The organism is Pseudoxanthomonas japonensis (assembly GCF_043632995.1).
GTDB classification, from domain to species: domain Bacteria; phylum Pseudomonadota; class Gammaproteobacteria; order Xanthomonadales; family Xanthomonadaceae; genus Pseudoxanthomonas_A; species Pseudoxanthomonas_A japonensis.
In genome coordinates, this window is sequence record NZ_CP171632.1 from 2,443,834 (window position 1) to 2,462,123 (window position 18,290).

Genomic DNA, 18,290 nt, shown 5'->3' on the forward strand with positions numbered 1-18,290 from the left:
CTCCGCTGCCGTTGGAACCGGGTTGGAGGCCTGCCGGCAAAGCAGTCGAGCAAGCTCGACGCTACGGCTGAGTCGGGCTGACGTGGGGCCTGGAGAGCCTGAAGCGTCGTCCCAGCGCACGCTGGGACCCATGTTGCTTCTGGCCTCGGCTATGACAGGTGCAGGGCAACATCAAGATGGATCCCAGCGTTCGCTGGGATGACGAGGAGCCGGCATCCCCGGGACGAGGCAGACCGCACGTTCTGGCACACGCCTTGCAGCTGCCCCGGCAACGGTCTGCCGGAGCGGTGCCATGTCCAATCCCATCTCCAACTACCTCGGTGTCCACGCCGCGGCACTGCCGTTGCGTGAGCAGCGGATGCAGCTGATCGCCAGCAACCTGTCCAACGCCGACACGCCCAACTTCAAGGCGAAGGACCTGGACTTCCAGGCCGCACTGGAACAGGCCGCCGCCAAGGCCGCACCGCTGCAGAGCACGAACGAGCAGCACATGACGCTGCTCAACGCCTCGCCGCGCATCTTCGAGCGCGACGGCGTGCAACCCAGCCTGGACGGCAACACCGTCGACGCCGACACCGAGCGCGCCGCCTACGGCCGCGCGGCGCTGGAATACCGCGCCTCGCTCAGCTTCATCGAATCCAAGGTGCGCACCATGCTCACCGCGATCACCGGCCAGTAAGGAGGCATGCCATGAGCAACCTGCCCATCTTCGACGTCGCCGGTTCCGCGCTGCAGGCGCAGTCCGTGCGCCTGAACACGATCGCCAGCAACCTCTCCAACGCCGACTCCATCGCCTCGTCGCCGGACGCGGTCTACAAGCCGATCGAGCCGATCTTCCAGGCACGCAAGCTCAACGCGGACGGCACGCTGACCTCGGTGCAGGTGAAGGAAATCACCCAGAGCGAAGCACCACCGATCAAGCGCTACGAGCCCGGCCATCCGATGGCCGACGGCGACGGCTACGTCTATGCGCCGGATGTCGATCCGGTCGCGCAGATGGTCAACCTTATCTCCGCCTCGCGCGGCTACCAGGCCGGTGTGGAAGTGCTGAACACGGCCAAGGAACTCGCCCTGGCCACGCTGACGATGGGCCGCTGACGCGCCCGCCCCTGACCGAGAACACCCATGACCACTGTCAACGGCGATCCGTTTGCCGCCCTCAACACCAGTACCACCGGCGCCGCGACCACGGCGAAGAAGGCCGATACGCTGGGCCAGGCCGATTTCATGCGGCTGATGACCGAGCAGCTCAGCAATCAGGACCCGCTGAAACCGCTGTCCAACAGCGAGTTCGTCGCACAGCTGGCGCAGTTCTCCACCGTGCAGGGCATCAGCGACCTCAACAGCACCGTCAACGGGTTTACCGCCGCACTGACCGGCGACCAGGTGCTCAAGGGCGCATCGCTGGTCGGGCATTCGGTGGTGGTGCCCTCTGACTCCATCGCCCTGCCCGCCTCCGGCAACGCGACCGGCCTGGTGATGTCGCCGGGCGCCGGCAAGGTGACCTTCGAGATCAAGGATGCCAGCGGCATCGTGGTGGATACCGTCGAAGTCGAAGCCACCGGCAAGGGCGAGACCGCGTTCTCGTGGGACGGCCTGAAAGCCAACGGCGAACGCGCCGAGGCCGGCAAGTACTCGATCAAGGCCACGCATACCGGCAGCGACGGCACGGCCACCGCGCTCAATACCTACGTCGACGCCACCGTGGACAGCGTGACCATCGGCTCCGACGGCCTGTACCTCAACCTGCCCGGCCTGGGCACCGCCCCGCTCGACTACGTGCTGCGCATCGGCAAGTCGGCGTCCTGACCCTCTCACTCCCACCGCATCCTGCAAGGAGTCTTCCATGGCTTTCAACAGCTCGCTGTCCGGCATGAGGGCGGCCAACGCCGACCTCAACGTCACCTCGCACAACATCGCCAACGTCAACACGACCGGCTTCAAGGAGTCGCGTGCGGAGTTCGCCGAGGTGTTCTCGTCCACCGGCTACGGCCTGATGCGCAACGGCATCGGCGCCGGCGTGCGCCTGACCAACGTGGCCCAGCAGTTCTCGCAGGGCGACATCAACCAGACCGGCCGCTACCTGGACATGGCCATCGACAAGGAAGGCTTCTTCACGGTCAGCAACAACGGCACCAACGTCTACACGCGCGCCGGCAACTTCCAGCGCGACCCGAACGGCTTCGTGACCACGCCGGAAGGCTACCGCCTGCAGGTGTTCCCGCCGCGTGCCGACGGCGTCGGCTTCGACACCGGCAACATGACCGACCTGCGCCTGCTGACCACCGACAGCCCGCCGTCGCCGACCACCAACGTGGAACTGGGCGTCACCCTGCCCGGCAACGCCGCGCAGCCGACCATCACGCCGTTCTCCCCGACCGACAGCGCCAGCTACAACGAGACCACCTCGGTCACCGTGTACGACTCGCTGGGCGTGGCCCACCAGCAGACCGTCTACTACGTGAAGACGCCGAACCCGAACGAGTGGCAGATGCACACCTACGTGGACGGCGCCACGATGGGCGCGCCGACCACGGTGCAGTTCGACAACAACGGCACGCTGACCGCGCCGGCCAATGGCCTGATCGCGCTGGCGCCGTTCACGCCCAGCACCGGTGCCGGCGTGCTGAACATGACGATGAACATCAGCGGCACCACCCAGTACGGCGAGCAGTTCGCCAAGCGCATCCAGAACCAGGACGGCTACGCCACCGGCAAGCTCAACGAATTCAGCGTGTCCGAGACCGGCGTGGTCTACGCGCGCTACTCCAACGGCGAAGACCAGGCGCTCGGCCAGGTGGCGCTGGCCAACTTCAGCAATCCGCAGGGCCTGGTGTCGCAGGGCAACAACACCTGGACGCACAGCTACGCCTCGGGCGAGCCGCGCATCGGCGCACCGGGCACGTCGGACTTCGGCCAGGTGGCCTCCGGCGCGCTGGAAGCCTCGACCGTCGACCTGACCGAGCAGCTGGTCAACATGATCGTGGCGCAGCGCAACTTCCAGGCGAACTCGCAGGCCCTGTCTACGCAGGACCAGATCACCCAGGCCGTGATCAACATCAGGTAAAGCAGAAGTGAGTGGAGAGGAGTGAGGAGTGAGGGAAATGCGTGACGTCTGCCCTTCTCCCTGCCGCTTCCGCCTTTACTCACTTCTCACTCCTCTTAACTCTGGACTCGCCTCATGGACAAAGCCCTTTACGTCGCGATGACCGGCGCCCGCGCTTCACTGCAGGCGCAGGGCACCGTGTCGCACAACCTGGCCAACGTGGACACCAAGGGCTTCAAGGCCGCGCTGGCCGGTACCGAGGCGTTCAAGATCCAGGGCCAGGGTTTTCCCTCGCGCGTGGACGCGGTGCTGATCGATCCCGGTTTCGATGGCCGCACCGGTTCGCAGATGGTCACCGGGCGTTCGCTCGACATCTCGCTGCAGCCGAACCGCTGGATGGCCGTGCAGGCCGCCGATGGCGGTACGGCGTATACGCGCAACGGCGAGTTGAGCGTCACCCCGAACGGCCAGCTGGTCACCGCGGGTGGTCGCGCGGTGCTGGACGACAACGGCAACCCGATCGCGGTGCCGCCCGCGCAGTCGATCGACATCGGCGCCGACGGCACGGTCTCGATCATCCCGCAGGGCGAAGGCCCGCAGACGATGGCCGTGGTCGGCCGCATGCGCATCGTGGAAGCGGCGCAGTCGCAGCTGGCCCGCGGTGGCGATGGCCTGATGCGTCCAAAGGATCCGCAGGCGCCGGCGCTGCCGGTGGCCAATGGCAACAGCCTGACGATGGGCGTGCTGGAAGGCAGCAACGTGGATGCGGCCGGTGCACTGGTGCAGATGATCCAGTTGCAGCGTCAGTTCGAGATGCAGGTGAAGGTGATCCGCAGCGGCGACGAGATGGCGCAGTCGTCGAACCAGTTGCTGCGCCTCGGCGGCTGATGCTTCTTGATTCTTGAGCCCCTCTCCCACCGGGAGAGGGGTTGGGGTGAGGGGCAACGGAGACCATGTCTCCAGGCCACCATTGGCGGTCATCACGTCCGCGGCGAACCTTCCAGTTCGATGGCCTTGCGGGATGGATCTTCTTTCTCATGCAGGGTGCCGCTCGCCGCGGGGGCATTCTTTCTTTGCTTGTGCAAAGAAAGTAGGCAAAGAAAGCACACCCCGGCGGTCCGCCCGCCGCTGCGCGGCGGGTGCGCAGTCCCGGCGGGAATTTTCGGACAGGGCATCCTGCCCTGGCCGAAAACGGCGCACGTCCTGTGCGCCGCCCCTGCGGGGTTTTACCCGCCGTGACTGCCGGACCTCAGGGGGCCCAAGAGCCGCTTTCGCTGTTGCTCACGCTTTCCGGGTCCCCATGAGGCACGGCGAGTGGGCCGGGTACAACCCGAAGGGCGCCGTCAGGGATGACGGCGTTTTCGTATGGCACATGGATGTGCCTTACGAAAATTCCCGGCCAGCTTGCGAACCCGGAGCGCGCAGCGCGGAGGGCGTGCCGCCTGGGGTGTGTTTCTTTGCTTCTTTCTTTGCACAAGCAAAGAAAGAAGGCCCCCGCGGCGAGCGGCGCCATGTTCAATACGTGGAAGGCGCCTCCCGCAAGGCCAGCAAAAGCAGAGCCCGTGGCGGATGTGGTGCCGACGACGGGCGGATCGAGGGCATTGGACTTCGTTGGCCCTCTCCCCAACCCCTCTCCCGCAGGGAGAGGGGCTCAGGTGCAGGGAGAGGGGCTTGAGCAGGCATCCCGTCAGAAAAATGCCGGTACCGGCCACGGGCCATGACTAAGGTCGCACTTCGGCCGAAACACCAGCGCCAGAACCACGACACCCGTTCCGGCACAGGACTTGCCTGAGAGGAGGCGAGGAACCGCATCGCGCGCTTCCGCCCTTCCATCCGCGAGGAACCCCGCCATGAACCAGGCCCTCTGGGTCGCCAAGACCGGACTGGACGCGCAGCAGACGCGCATGTCCGTGGTCTCCAACAACCTGGCGAACACCAACACCACCGGCTTCAAGCGCGACCGCGCCAGCTTCGAAGACCTCCTGTACCAGCAGGTCCGCCAGCCCGGCGGCTCCACCTCCTCGCAGACCCAGTTGCCGTCCGGCCTGCAGCTCGGCACCGGCGTGCGCGTCGTGTCGACCTCCAAGGACTTCCAGCAGGGCAACCCGCAGCAGACCGGCCGTTCGCTCGACGTCATGGTCAACGGCCGCGGCTTCTTCGAAGTGCTGCTGCCCGACGGCTCGCCCGCCTACACCCGCGACGGCTCGTTCCAGATCAACGCACAGGGCGAACTGGTCACCAATAGCGGCTATCCCGTGCAGCCCGGCATCCAGGTGCCCGAAGGCGCGCAGTCGCTGACCATCGGCAACGACGGCACCGTCAGCGTGACGATGGCCGGCCAGGCACAGGCGCTGGAGATCGGCTCGCTGACGCTCACCGACTTCGTCAATCCGTCCGGCCTGCAGGCCAAGGGCGAGAACCTCTACGTCGAGACCACCGCGTCCGGTCCCGCGCAGAACGGCACGCCCGGCCTCAACGGCCTAGGCAGCGTCGTGCAGGGTTCGCTGGAAGGCTCCAACGTCAACGTGGTGGAAGAGCTGGTCAGCATGATCGAGACCCAGCGTGCCTACGAAATGAACGCCAAGGCCATCTCCACCACCGACTCCATGCTCGGTTACCTCAACAACAACGTCTGACGACTGCCCTCGTCACGCTACGGGATACGCCATGAAGCGCTCCACGTCCGCCACCACCCTCGCCTGCGCACTGATGCTGCTGCCGGGCTGTGCGCGCTATTACGGCGACGTCCGCCCCTACGCGCCGATGCAGCCGATCCAGCCCGTCGTCGCGGCCACGGCGCCGGCCACCGCCGGTTCCATCTACCGCGCCGGCCCCGGCCTGAACCTCTACGCCGACCGCCGCGCACGCGACGTCGGCGACCTGCTGACGATCAACCTGGTGGAGAACACCGCCGCGCAGACCTCGGCCACCACCTCGGTCGACAAGAAGAGCGAGATCGCGCTGGCGGCACCGAACATCGCCGGCGCACCGGTCACCCTCAACGGTCGCGACATCCTCAGCGCCTCGGTCAACGGCGATCGCGGCTTCAACGGCACCGGCAACAGCGCGCAGAGCAACCGCCTGCAGGGCAGCGTGACGGTCACCGTGATCCAGCGCCTGCCGAACGGCAACCTGGTCGTGCAGGGCCAGAAGAACATGCGCCTGAACCAGGGCGACGAGCTGGTGCAGATCCAGGGCATCGTGCGCCCGGCCGACATCAACCCGGACAACACCATTTCCTCCGGCAAGGTCGCCGACGCGCGCATCGCCTACGGCGGTCGCGGCGCCATCGCGCAGTCCAATTCGATGGGCTGGCTGGGCCGCTTCTTCAATTCCCCGATCTTCCCGAACTGAGCCTCGCGTGATGGCCGCCAACGACACCAACGACGCCGCGCCGACGCCCGCGAAAAAGCGGCGCCGCATCGACACCTACACCCTGCTCGGCCTGCTGGCGTGGATCGGCCTGGTGCTGATCTGCCTGGCGCCGGCCGCGCGTGCCGAACGCATTAAGGACCTGGCCCAGGTCGGCGGCGTGCGCAGCAACCCGCTGGTCGGCTACGGCCTGGTCGTGGGCCTGGACGGCAGCGGCGACCGCACCAGCCAGGCGCCCTTCACCGTGCAGAGCCTGAAGAACATGCTGGGCGAACTGGGCGTCAACGTCCCGGCCAACGTCAATCCGCAGCTGAAGAACGTGGCGGCCGTGGCCATCCACGCCGACCTGCCCGCCTTCGCCAAGCCCGGCCAGCCGATCGACATCACCGTGTCGTCGATCGGCAACGCGACGTCGCTGCGCGGCGGCAGCCTGCTGATGGCGCCGCTGCGCGGTGCCGACGGCGAGGTTTACGCCATCGCCCAGGGCAACCTGGTGGTCGGCGGCTTCGGCGCGCAGGGCAAGGACGGCTCGCGCGTGTCGGTCAACGTGCCCAGCGTGGGCCGCATTCCCAACGGCGCCACCGTCGAGCGCGCGATTCCCAATGCGCTGGACAGCGGCGAAGGCACCATCACGCTGAACCTGCACCGCGCCGACTTCACCACCGTGTCGCGCATGGTCGCGGCGCTGGACCAGAACTTCGGCAGCGGCAGCGCTGCCGCGATCGACGCCGTGACGGTGGCCGTGCGCGCACCCGCCGACATCTCGCGCCGCATCAATTTCCTCGCCCAGGTGGAAAACCTGGAGCTGACGCCGGGCAGCGCGCCGGCCAAGGTCATCGTCAACGCGCGCACCGGCACCGTCGTCATCGGTGCGCAGGTGCAGGTGATGCCGGCCGCGGTCACGCACGGTTCGCTGACGGTGACCATCACCGAAGCGGCCAACGTCAGCCAGCCGAACGAGTTCTCGCGCGGCGGACAGACCGTGGTGACCCCACAGTCCAGCGTCTCGGTCAGCCAGGAAGGCAGCCGTATGTTCAAGTTCGAGGGCGGCACCTCGCTGGACGAGATCGTCCGCGCCGTCAACGAAGTCGGCGCCGCCCCCGGCGACCTGATCGCAATCCTGGAAGCCCTGAAGCAGGCCGGCGCCTTGCGCGCGGAGCTCGAGGTGATCTGACATGGCCAGCATGCCCATCGGAACGTTGAATCCTGCCCTGCCGCTGGCCGATGTCGGCGGCACGCCGGACAACGCGCGCATCCACGACGTCGCGAAGAAGCTGGAAGGCCAGTTCGCGCAGATGATGATCAAGTGCATGCGCGAAGCCGGCTTCGGCGACTCGCTGTTCCCGGGCGAGAACCAGGTCTTCCGCGACATGTACGACCAGCAGCTGGCTACCGCGATGTCGCAGGGCCGCGGGCTGGGCCTGGCGCCGATGATCGCGCGCCAGCTGGGCGCCACCGACACGAACACCCCTGCCGTGCCTGCCAGCACTGCGCTGTCGGCCTACAAGCGCCTGCTGCCCGGTGGCGAAGCGGATTCCATGCTCGACGCCATCGCCGGCCGCGGCATCGGCACGGGTGCGCGCGACGCCACCTCGCTGCCCGGCACGATCACGCTGGATACGATCACCGTGCGTCCCGACGCCGCGGCGTGCGACGAGGTCGAACAGGTCGCGTCGGCCGATCCGTCCAAGTACGCACGCAACACGCCGGAACGCTTCGTCGCCGAGATCTGGGACCACGCCAAGCAGGCGGCGAAGGAGCTGGGCGTCGACCCGCGGGCGCTGGTCGCGCAGGCGGCGCTGGAAACCGGCTGGGGCAAGCGCCAGATCAAGACCGGCGACGGCGGCAGCGCGCACAACCTGTTCGGCATCAAGGCCACCGGCTGGAAGGGCGAACGTGCCCGTACCGCCACGCACGAGTACAGCAACGGCGTGAAGCACACCGAGACCGCGGATTTCCGCGCGTACGCCTCGCCCGCCGAGAGCTTCGCCGACTACGTGCGGCTGCTGAAGAACAACCCGCGCTACCAGCAGGCACTGTCGGCCGGCAAGGACATCGCCGGCTTCGCACGCGGCCTGCAGCGCGCCGGCTACGCCACCGATCCGACCTACGCCAACAAGATCGCGTCCATCGCCAACGGACCCACGCTGGGCAAGGTGCTGTCGGCCATCGGCGACACCGTCGGCGGCAAGGTCGGCAGCGTGGTGGGCAACGCCATCGGCAACGCGCTGCGGCGCTGACCTGGGGAATACGCATGTCGAACCTACTCGCCACCGGCAGCAGCGCCCTGATCGCTTTCCAGCGCGCCCTGTCCACGGTCGGTCACAACGTCGCTAACATCAACACGCCGGGCTACTCGCGGCAGCGCGTGGAGTTCGAATCGCGCGACGGCACCTACTTCGGCTACGGCTACCAGGGCAACGGCGTGCAGATCGTCGACGTGCGCCGGATGGCCGACTCGCTGGCCACCTCGCGCCTGCTCGACAGCGGTGGCGAACTCGCGCGCCTGCAGCAGCTGTCCACGCTGTCCACGCGCATGGACCAGTTGTTCTCCGAGAAGGCCACGGGCATCAGCGCGCCATGGTCGAGCTTCTTCGATTCGGTCAACGCGCTGTCGTCGAATGCCGCCGGCTCGGCGGACCGCGAAAGCGTGCTGGCGCAGGCCAATGCGCTGGTCACCCGCTTCCACCAGATCGACAAGCATCTCGACGGGCTGGATATCGAGGTCAATGCCGGCCTGACCGCCGCCACCGGCGAAGTGAACCGGCTGGCAAAAGAGATCGCACAGCTCAATGGTCGCATCGGCGGCAGCACCAGTCCCTCCGGCGACCTGCTGGACCGGCGCGACCAGTTAATCAGCGAACTGGTGGGCTACACCGGCGGCAACGCGGTCGTGCAGGACGGCGGCCTGGTCAACGTCTTCAGCGCCGGCGGCCAGCCGCTGGTGGTGGGTGCCACCGCCAGCACCCTGGTGACCGTGCCCGATCCGTACCGTCCCGAGCGCCTGCAGGTCGCGTTGGAAACCAACGGCCAGCGCACCACGCTGGACAAGCGCGCGCTCGGCGGCCAGATCGGCGGCCTGATCGAATTCCGCACCACCGTGCTGGACCCGGCCGCGGCGGAACTCGGCCGCGTCGCCACCTCGCTGGCGCAGACGTTCAACGCCGGCCACCGCGCCGGCATGGACCAGTACGGCCAGCTGGGCGCGGATTTCTTCTCGCTGCCCGCACCGCGCATCTCGTCCAACGCCGGCAACAGCGGCAACGCCGTGCTGCAGACCTCGGTCGGCAGCGTGGGCGCACTGAATGCGCAGAACGTGCTGCTGCGCTTCGACGGCGCCGCCTGGGTGGCGACGAATCCCGATACCGGCGCCAGCATCCCGATGACCGGCACCGGCACGGCCACCGATCCGCTGGTGGTCAATGGCATCGAGCTGCGACTGGCGCCGGGCACCACGCCGGGCACCAACGACCGCTTCCTGCTGCAACCCACCGCGGGCGCGGCCGGCAACCTCGGCGTGGCCATCACCGATCCCGCACGCATCGCCGCGGCGACGCCGGTCAAGACCACCACCGACCTCGCCAACACCGGCAGCGGCAAGCTCAGCGGCCTGACGGTGACCGATGCCGCCAACGCCAACCTGCTGGCCCCGGTGGACATCGACTTCCTCGACGCCACCCAGTACACGATCAACGGCACCGGTCCGTTCCCGTACACGCCGGGTCAGACCGTCGCGTACAACGGTTGGAGCGTGGTGCTGGACGGCGCGCCCGCCGCGGGCGACAGCTTCCGCGTGGGCCCGACAGGCGCGAATTCCAGCGACAACGGCAACGCGAAGCTGCTGTCGAACCTGGACGACGCCCGCGTGCTCAACGGCGGCACGCTGACCCTCAACGGCGCCATCGGCGGCCTGACCACGCAGGTCGGTTCCGCCGCACGGCAGGCCGACTATTCCGCGCAGGCGCAGCAGGTCATCCACGATCAGGCGCAGGCCTCGCGCGATGCGATTTCCGGCGTGAACCTGGACGAGGAAGCGGCCGACCTGATGCGCCTGCAGCAGGCCTACCAGGCCGCGTCGCAGATCATCGCCACCGCCGACACCCTGTTCCAATCGCTCCTGGCTGCGACCCGCCGATGAACTACCGCATCTCGACCAACATGATGTACCAGCAGTCGATCTCGACGATGCTGGCCAAGCAGGCGAAGCTGGCGCACACCCAGCAGCAGCTCGCCAGCGGACAGCGGCTGGTGACGGCGAAGGACGATCCCGTCGCCGCCGGCACCGCCGTCGGACTGGACCGCGCGGTCGCCGAACTGGAACGCTTCGGCCAGAACGCCAACGCGGTGCAGAACCGTCTGGGCCTGCAGGAAAACGCATTGACCCGCGTCGGCGACGCGATGGCGCGCATCAACGAGCTCGTCATCCAGGCCAACAACGCCGCCATGGGCGACGACAGCCGGCACGCGATCAGCACCGAACTGAAGGCGATCCATGCCGGCCTGCTCGACCTGGCCAACAGCACCGACGGCGCCGGCCGCTACCTGTTCGGCGGCACCAGCGACGGCAGCGCGCCGTTCGCGCTCAGCGGCGGCGGCGTGATCTACAGCGGCGACCAGACGCAGCGGCAGGTGGAAGTGGCGCCGGACATGTTCGTGTCCGACACCTTGCCCGGCAGCGATGTCTTCCTGCGCCTGCGCACCGGCGACGGTCGCATCGATGGCGCGCCCGCCAGCGGCAACACCGGCACCGGCCTGCTGATGGGCTTCAGCATCACCGATTCCACGGTGTGGAACGGCGGCACGTACACGCTGTCGTTCGGCGCCGGCAACACCTACCAGGTGACGGACGCGGGCGGCAATCCTGTGACGTCGGGAACGTACGCCAAGGGCGAAAGCATCGCCTTCGCCGGCGTGCAGATGAAGATCGATGGCCAGCCCGCCAACGGTGACAGCTTCACGCTGGGTCCGTCGGGCAGCCGCGACATCTTCGCCACCGTGCAGGGGCTGATCGATACGCTGGACACCAGTCCGACGACGGACGCACAGCGCGCCGCCATGCAGAACAGCCTGCAGGGTGCGATGCGCGACATCGGCACCGCACAGGGCAGGATGATCGACGCGCGCGCCAGCGGCGGCGCGCAGCTGTCGGCCATCGAGACCGCCGCCTCGTTGCGTGAAGCCAACAACATCACCCTGAAGGACACGCTGTCCGGACTGCGCGACCTGGACTGGGCCGAGGCCATCGGCCGCTACCAGATGGAAAACACCGCCTTGCAGGCCGCGCAGACGGTCTTCATGCAGATGCAGCAGCTGTCGCTGTTCAAGCTGATGGGCTGACGACAGCACCCCTCTTTCAAGCAGTCCTTGCCCTCCACGCCGCGACGCCCTCGCGGCGATTTTTTTGAGGAAGAGGAAAACAGTTGTGGGAGCGACGCAAGTCGCGATGGAGCGTTACGGTTATGCCATCGCGACTGACGTCGCTCCCACGAGATTCGCTTATCCCTTCTCCCCGTCTGCGGGGAGAAGGTGCCCGGAGAGCCTGCCCCGTACTTGATACGGGGGCGGATGAAGGGCGCGCTTCGCGCAGAACGTCCGCGCTCTTATGACAGACGAATGCTGACCGTCGATTTCGGCGGATGCATCTCCTCTCCGCTCGCCCCTCACCCGCCTTCGGCACCCTCTCCCCGCACGCGGGGCGAGGGAGAAACAGGCCTCACCCGGAACACCACGCTGATCCTCGGTCCTTGCGCATGGCGCGTCTTGGGAATGCCATGCTCATGCGTGCGCTGCGAGGCATGGCTCATCGACAGCACGCTGCCCGGCGCGAGATCCACGTCGAGTGTTTTGCTTTTGATGGAAAACGGTCGTGGGAGCGACGTAAGTCGCGATGGGCCACCGGTAACGCCTCATCGCGACTTACGTCGCTCCCACACCGACCACCCCGCCAGTTCCCACAGGCGACGGCGGCCTCACCCGGAATACCACGCTGATCCTCGGTCCTTGCGCATGGCGCGTCTTGGGAATGCCATGCTCATGCGTGCTCTGCGAGGCATGGCTCATCGACAGCACGCTGCCCGGCGCGAGGTCGACCGCAACGGTCTCACGCTTGCCTTCACGTGCACGGATCAGCATGCGCCGCGGTGCACCCAGCGAAACCAGCGTGATCGGATGATGCGCCGCCACGGTATGCAGCTTGTCGCCGTGCATGGCGACGCTGTCGTGGCCGTCGCGGTACAGGTTCATGCCGATGTGCGAGTACGGCGCCGGTGCCTTCGCCTGCACGCAGGCGAGCAGGTGCACCAGAGGCAAGTCGTCAGGCAATGCGTCCACGGCGTAGTTCGCCAGCAGCCGCGGCACGTCGACGATGCGGTCGTACATTGGCCGCTGCAGGTGCGTCCACGCCGCGCTCGCCCGTAGCCTGTCGAACCAGGCGCGTGCCGTCAGCGGATCGATGACCTCCGGCCAGTAGCGGATCCCGCCTTCGGCATCGTGCACCAGTTGCACCATCGCGGGCGCGAACAGGTCGTCGGTCAGGGTGGCGAGGGCGCGCATCATCGCCTCAGTGGAAGTCGCGGGAACCGGGCTGGATCTCGCCCAGCAGGTGACTGAAATCCTCGAGCCGGCGCGCGATCAGGTGCTCCACGCCATCCACCTGCTCCCAGCGTCCGCGAACGGCCATCAACCGCGCACCGAGCAGCGCCTTGCGGTCGCGCAGCGCCACGTGCGACCACACCACCACGTTGACCATGCCGTGCTCGTCTTCCAGCGTGACGAAGATCGTGCCCTTCGCCGTCGCCGGCCGTTGCCGCTGGGTGACGATGCCGGCAGCGAACGCGCCGCGCCCGTGCGGCAGGCCGCGCAGCTGACGCGAGTCGACCACGCGTTGCCGGCGCAGGCGTTCGCGCAGCAAGGACAAGGGGTGTTCGCCCAGGGTCAGCCCGGTCATGCGGTAATCCGCGGTGACGTCCTCGCCCGCCATCGGCACCGGCAGGAGGATCGCGTCCTCGTCGGGACTGCCGGGCAGCAGCGGGCGCTGCCGTTCGATGCCGGCGACCGCCCAGCGGGCGGCGTGGCGATGGCCGGCGAGCGACTTCAGCGCACCCGCTTCCGCCAGCGCGTTGCGCGCCTTCTCGTCGAGACGCGCACGCAGGCACAGGTCGCGCACGTCGGTGAACATGCGTTGCGTACGCGCCGCCGTGATGGCGTCGCCCACCTCTTCCGACAGTCCTGCCACCTGCCTGAAGCCGAGCCGCAATGCGGCCTGTCCTCCGTCATCGATCCCGCGCCGTTCGTGTCCGCCTTCCAGCGTGTTGTCCCAGTCGCTGTGGAGCACGTCGACTGGCCGCACGTCGATGCCCACGCGCCCACCCTTGCCGCGCCGCGCGTCCTGCACGATCTGGCCGGCGGAATAGAAGCCCATCGGCTGCGCGTTGAGCAGCGCGCAGGCGAACGCCGCCGGCTCGTGGCGTTTCAGCCAGCAGCTGATGTAGACCAGCTTGGCGAACGAGGCCGCGTGGCTCTGTGGAAATCCATAGGAACCGAAGCCCTTGATCTGCTCGAAGATCTGGTCGATGAAGTCCGACGAATAGCCCTTGCCTTCCATCAGATCGCGGATGCGCACGCGGTGCGGCTCCATGTCGCCGCCGCGCTTCCAGGCCGCCATCGAACGCCGCAAGCCATCGGCTTGCGAGGGTGAGTAGCCCGCGTGGATCACCAGTTCCATGACCTGTTCCTGGAAAAGGGGAATGCCCAGCGTGTTGCCGAGGATCGCCTCGATGCCTTCGGAGGGGTACGTCACCGGGTCCTTGCCCTGCCGGCGCCGCAGGTAGGGATGCACCATGCCGCCCTGGATCGGGCCGGGACGCACGATCGCGACTTCGACGACGAGGTCATAGAAGGTCTTGGGTTTCAGCCTCGGCAGCATGCTCATCTGCGCCCGGGACTCGATCTGGAACACGCCGACCGTGTCGGCGGCCTGGATCATGGCGAACGTGGAAGGCTCGTCCTCCTTCGGCAGCTTCGCGATATCCGGCTTGAACCCCCGATGCTTCTCCACCAGATCCAGCGCCTTCCTGATACAGGTCAGCATGCCCAGCGCCAGGCAGTCGACCTTGAGCAGACCCATGGTCTCCAGATCGTCCTTGTCCCACTGGATGATGGTGCGATCGTCCATCGAGGCGTTTTCCACCGGCACCACCGTCGACAGCGGTGCATCGCCGATCACGAAGCCGCCCACGTGCTGCGACAGGTGGCGCGGGTGGTCGCGCAACTGGTCGGTCACCGCCAACACCCGCCGGATCAACGGATTTTCCGGATCGAAGCCGGCTTCGCGCAGCCGCTGCTCCATCGGCGCCTCGCCATTGCCCCAGCCATAGCATTCGGCCAGCAACGCGATCTGGTCCGGCGGCAGACCGAACGCCTTGGCCACGTCGCGCACCGCGCTCTTCCCGCGGTAGCGGATCACGGTCGCCGCCAGCGCGGCGCGGTGTCGACCGTACTTGCCGTAGACGTACTGCAGCACTTCCTCGCGACGCTCGTGCTCGAAGTCGACGTCGATATCGGGTGGCTCGCCACGATCCTTCGACAGGAAGCGGGCCATCAGCAGCCGGCTCTCGGCCGGATTCACCACTGTGATGCCAAGCGCGAAGCACACCGCGGAGTTCGCCGACGAACCACGTCCCTGGCAAAGAATCTTTCGGTCCTTGGCGAAACGGACGATGTCCTCCACCGTCAGGAAAAATGCTTCGTACTCCAGTTCTTCGATCAGCGCGAGTTCGCCATCGATCTGCCGCACGATGACCGGCGGCGTCCCTTCCGGCCACCGCTCACGCATGCCGCGCTCGGTCAGCTCGCGCAACCACGTCGTCGGCGTATGCCCTTCCGGCACCAGTTCCGCCGGATACCGGTAATGGATGTCGCGCTTGAGGTCGAAGCGGCAACGTCGCGCCAAGGACGCGGCGTTATCCAGCAGGTCACGCGGATAGATGTTGCCCAGCGCCCGCCGCGGGCGCAGGTGGCGTTCGCCATTGCGGAACAGGTGCGCCCCGCAGTCGGCCAGCGGCGTGACGTGGCGGATCGCGGTCATCGTGTCCTGCAGGGCGCGACGGCGGCGCACGTCCATGTGCACGTCGCCACTTGCCACCGCCGTCATCCGCAGACGTGCAGCCGCGTCCAGCAGGCCCGCGAGTCGCGCCGCGTCGTCCTGTTCGCGGTGCAGCTCCACCGCCAGATGGGCACGTTCGCCGAAGATCGACTGCAACCAGCGTCCTTCTCCATCGTCGATGTGCTGCGACGGAAGCCACAGGGTGAACAGGCCGCAGACCACCGGATCGACATCCGACACGATGCGCTCAACGTCCTGCCGTGTCAGCCGGTAGCCCTTCTTGTCGACCGCGCGCCGTGCGGTGGTGATGAGTTCGCACAGTCGCGTATAGCCAGCGGCGGTTTCCACCAGCAGCACGCATTTCAGTCCGCAGGCCAGGGTGAACTCACTGCCGACGATGAGCGTCACCTCCGTCGCACGCGCCGCTTCCCAGCCACGCACGATGCCGGCCAGCGAGCATTCGTCGGTGATCGCCAGCGCCTTGTATCCAAGATCACGTGCGCGCTCGAACAGTTCCTCCGCGCTGGCCGCCCCGCGCAGGAACGAGAAGTCTGACAGGCAATGCAGTTCCGCGTAGGCCGGCCATGCATCCTCGCGCGGTCCGTCGTCGTTCGCCGCCATCGACAGGCGCAGGCGTTGCGCGACCTCCCACGCGCGCGGCGGACGCCCGCCGGGCGTGTCGCGGTCGACGCCATCCACTGCATCGTCCCAGCTCACGCGAACCACCCATGCAGCATCCAGCCGCCCTGCTCACCCGGCGGCGCGAACACCCAGGCGCGCTGGCCCTGTGAGGTTTCCAGCACGTAGTAGTCGCGGCGCGCGTCCTCGCCATCCCACCAGCCGCTCTCCAACCGCTCCGGGCCGGAGACGATGCGCGGATGCGGATCGCGCAGCGGGATCGGCTGCGGCAGCAACCAGGCCGGTCGCGGTGGACGTACCGGTGCCTGCGTCATGCGTTCGCCATCGCCCTGCACGCGGCGCCAGGCGCGCTCCGGACGCGGGTCACCGGCAGGCGCCACGCGATGCACGGCGTCGTCGCCGAGGCGCGCACGCAAGCGTTCGCGCAGCTGCGGCCAAGGCAGCTGTTGCTGCGGACGCGTATCGAAGAGATCGCGCGCGGCCGGCACGAACGGCGGCAGCTCGCGCGCCAACAGCCGCACGCCGACCACCGGCCGGTCGATCTGCACGCGCTCCAGCCGGTTGCGGGTCAGCTCGAACAGCATCGCCGGTTCACGCTCGGCGGCCAACAGGCCGACCTCCACGTCCGTGTGCCCTTCCTCGTGTTCCAGCCGCAACACGAAGCGCTGCACGCCGCCGTCGCGGATGGACAGGTAGGTGCACAGGTCGCCGATCAGCCGGCGCAGCGGGAACAGCAGCGCCATGTGGCTCTCGACTTCGTAGCCGAGTTCGACCCGCGCATCGAAGTGGTCCGGCGGCGCGTAGTACGCCAGCGGATCGTCGGCCTGCCCGTACAGCCGGTCCAGGTGTTCCAGCACCGGCAGGCCGAAGCGGCGGCGCAGGCTGTCGCGCGGCAGACCGCGCAACGTGCGCAGGTCGCGGATGCCCATGCGGTGCAGGCGCTCGCCGGTGTCGTCCGGCAGACGCGCGCGCCGCACCGGCACGCGATCCAGCAGATCGGCCATCGCCTCGGCCTGCATCATCGCCAGCCCATCGCGCAGGCCGGCGAACACATGCGCCGCACGCGGCGTGGGTGCCAAGGCGATGCGGTGCTGGAAACCGAGCCCGACGAGTTCCTCGCGCAACCGCGCCTCGATACGCGGCCACGGCCCCAGCAGGCGGAAACTGGCGCGCACCTCCAGCACCAGGCAGCCCGGCCACTGCGCGCTGACCAGCGAGCTGTGCCGGTAGGCCCATGACGCGAGGAAGCGCTGCCAGCGTGCTTCCGCCGACGGATCGTGCTCGACCATTGCGAACTCCGGCAGCAGCGCATGCGCGGCGGTCAGGCGCATGCCGGCACGAAGACCCGACTGCGCAGCGGATGCGTTCACCGCATGCAGGGTACGCAATTGCAGCGGACCACCGACCAGCGCCAGCGGCGCGTCGGGATCAGGCAAACGCCGGAGGACGGCGTCCAGCGCCAGCTGCGGCAGCAGTACACAGGCCCAGAGCATCGGTGGGCCTCAATGCGCGACCAGCGCGAAGGTCTGCGCGGGCGCCGGCCCACCGCGGCATTTGCGCACCTGCCAGGTACTGCCGCCCTGCGCATCGCTGACGGCTTCCAACCGCAACGCGGCGGCTGAGGGATTGGCGGCATGGCGGCGGTCGCGCAACGCAAAGCCGAGGCATTCGCCGCTGTCGGCGGCCACCTGCAGGCGGCGCAGCGCAGGCCCATCGGCCTGCACCGGCCAGCCCAGCACCGCCGCGCAGGCGCCGCTGCGCAGGCATTGCTCGAACGCCCACAATGCATCGCGTGGCGCGGCGTCGACGATTTCCAGCAACGACAGGTCCACGCCGGCGGCCTGCCACGCCGGTGCATACGGGACATACGGCGGCGCGATCACCGCCACCGTGCTGCCGGCCTGGGTCATCCGCGCCAGCGTGGGCAGCAGCAGCGCCAGTTCGCCCACACCGTCGGCGGGCAGCAGCAGTTCGGTCAGCGAACGTCGTGGCCAGCCGCCCTGCGGCAGCAGCGCATCGAGCGCGTCGTGGCCGGTGGGTTCGCCATCGGCGGCGATGGCGGCGCTGCGCCCCGCATGCCACAGCGTGCGCGCGGCCAGCAGCGTGTCGAGGGCGACGACGGCGCCCATC

Annotated in this window: 15 protein-coding genes and 1 pseudogene; 11 read left to right on the forward strand and 5 right to left on the reverse strand. The window is 68.0% G+C overall.

The window, feature by feature from the left end:
* The first annotated feature begins 292 nt into the window (after nucleotides 1-292).
* From flgB to flgL, 11 genes are all read left to right on the forward strand, one after another.
* Entirely contained in the window at nucleotides 293-679 is a 387-nt protein-coding gene (flgB, locus tag ACGHX3_RS11220; RefSeq protein ID WP_162337308.1) for a flagellar basal body rod protein FlgB, read from the forward strand.
* A gap of 11 nt (nucleotides 680-690) precedes the next feature.
* On the forward strand, nucleotides 691-1,098 hold the full coding sequence (flgC, locus tag ACGHX3_RS11225) for a flagellar basal body rod protein FlgC (RefSeq protein WP_213602451.1): 408 nt from the start codon (nucleotides 691-693) through the stop codon (nucleotides 1,096-1,098).
* A 27-nt stretch (nucleotides 1,099-1,125) separates the two neighbouring features.
* Nucleotides 1,126-1,809: a flagellar hook capping FlgD N-terminal domain-containing protein gene (locus ACGHX3_RS11230; protein ID WP_394694999.1), complete on the forward strand. Its 684-nt coding sequence runs from the start codon at nucleotides 1,126-1,128 to the stop codon at nucleotides 1,807-1,809.
* Nucleotides 1,810-1,846: 37 nt separating this feature from the next.
* Nucleotides 1,847-3,067 carry a flagellar hook protein FlgE gene (flgE, locus tag ACGHX3_RS11235; protein ID WP_394695000.1) on the forward strand — a complete coding sequence of 407 codons (1,221 nt, stop codon included), beginning with the start codon at nucleotides 1,847-1,849 and terminating at the stop codon, nucleotides 3,065-3,067.
* A 114-nt stretch (nucleotides 3,068-3,181) separates the two neighbouring features.
* The gene (locus tag ACGHX3_RS11240) at nucleotides 3,182-3,934 is read left to right on the forward strand and encodes a flagellar basal body rod protein FlgF (RefSeq protein WP_313927133.1); all 753 of its coding nucleotides are present in this window, start codon (nucleotides 3,182-3,184) and stop codon (nucleotides 3,932-3,934) included.
* Nucleotides 3,935-4,896: 962 nt separating this feature from the next.
* Nucleotides 4,897-5,682: a flagellar basal-body rod protein FlgG gene (gene flgG, locus ACGHX3_RS11245; RefSeq protein WP_162337303.1), complete on the forward strand. Its 786-nt coding sequence runs from the start codon at nucleotides 4,897-4,899 to the stop codon at nucleotides 5,680-5,682.
* Between the two features lie 31 nt (nucleotides 5,683-5,713).
* Nucleotides 5,714-6,400 carry a flagellar basal body L-ring protein FlgH gene (gene flgH, locus ACGHX3_RS11250; protein ID WP_213602456.1) on the forward strand — a complete coding sequence of 229 codons (687 nt, stop codon included), beginning with the start codon at nucleotides 5,714-5,716 and terminating at the stop codon, nucleotides 6,398-6,400.
* A gap of 10 nt (nucleotides 6,401-6,410) precedes the next feature.
* Nucleotides 6,411-7,592 (forward strand): flagellar basal body P-ring protein FlgI, encoded by a 1,182-nt coding sequence (locus tag ACGHX3_RS11255; RefSeq protein ID WP_394695001.1) that lies wholly within the window; start codon nucleotides 6,411-6,413, stop codon nucleotides 7,590-7,592.
* 10 nt (nucleotides 7,593-7,602) lie between these two features.
* A complete protein-coding gene (flgJ, locus tag ACGHX3_RS11260) occupies nucleotides 7,603-8,658 on the forward strand; it encodes a flagellar assembly peptidoglycan hydrolase FlgJ (RefSeq protein WP_394697276.1) in 1,056 nt (351 codons plus the stop codon).
* Nucleotides 8,659-8,672: 14 nt separating this feature from the next.
* Entirely contained in the window at nucleotides 8,673-10,556 is a 1,884-nt protein-coding gene (flgK, locus tag ACGHX3_RS11265; protein WP_162337300.1) for a flagellar hook-associated protein FlgK, read from the forward strand.
* Nucleotides 10,553-11,755: a flagellar hook-associated protein FlgL gene (gene flgL / locus ACGHX3_RS11270; RefSeq protein WP_394695002.1), complete on the forward strand. Its 1,203-nt coding sequence runs from the start codon at nucleotides 10,553-10,555 to the stop codon at nucleotides 11,753-11,755. Before flgK ends, flgL begins: the two co-directional genes overlap by 4 nt.
* 323 nt (nucleotides 11,756-12,078) lie before the next feature.
* On the opposite strand, the pseudogene ACGHX3_RS11275 reads toward flgL, so the two are convergent.
* From ACGHX3_RS11275 to imuA, 5 genes and pseudogenes are all read right to left on the reverse strand, one after another.
* Nucleotides 12,079-12,331, reverse strand: a pseudogene (locus ACGHX3_RS11275) (alpha-ketoglutarate-dependent dioxygenase AlkB); the annotation flags it as partial.
* Between the two features lie 3 nt (nucleotides 12,332-12,334).
* Nucleotides 12,335-12,970 (reverse strand): alpha-ketoglutarate-dependent dioxygenase AlkB, encoded by a 636-nt coding sequence (locus ACGHX3_RS11280; protein ID WP_394695003.1) that lies wholly within the window; start codon nucleotides 12,968-12,970, stop codon nucleotides 12,335-12,337.
* A gap of 7 nt (nucleotides 12,971-12,977) precedes the next feature.
* Entirely contained in the window at nucleotides 12,978-16,238 is a 3,261-nt protein-coding gene (locus ACGHX3_RS11285) for an error-prone DNA polymerase (RefSeq protein WP_394695004.1), read from the reverse strand.
* Nucleotides 16,235-17,653, reverse strand: a complete 1,419-nt coding sequence (locus ACGHX3_RS11290; RefSeq protein WP_394695005.1) for a Y-family DNA polymerase — start codon at nucleotides 17,651-17,653, stop codon at nucleotides 16,235-16,237. Before ACGHX3_RS11290 ends, ACGHX3_RS11285 begins: the two co-directional genes overlap by 4 nt.
* A 9-nt stretch (nucleotides 17,654-17,662) precedes the next feature.
* Complete coding sequence (imuA, locus tag ACGHX3_RS11295) at nucleotides 17,663-18,289, reverse strand: translesion DNA synthesis-associated protein ImuA (RefSeq protein ID WP_394695006.1); 627 nt, start codon at nucleotides 18,287-18,289, stop codon at nucleotides 17,663-17,665.
* Nucleotide 18,290 lies beyond the last annotated feature (1 nt).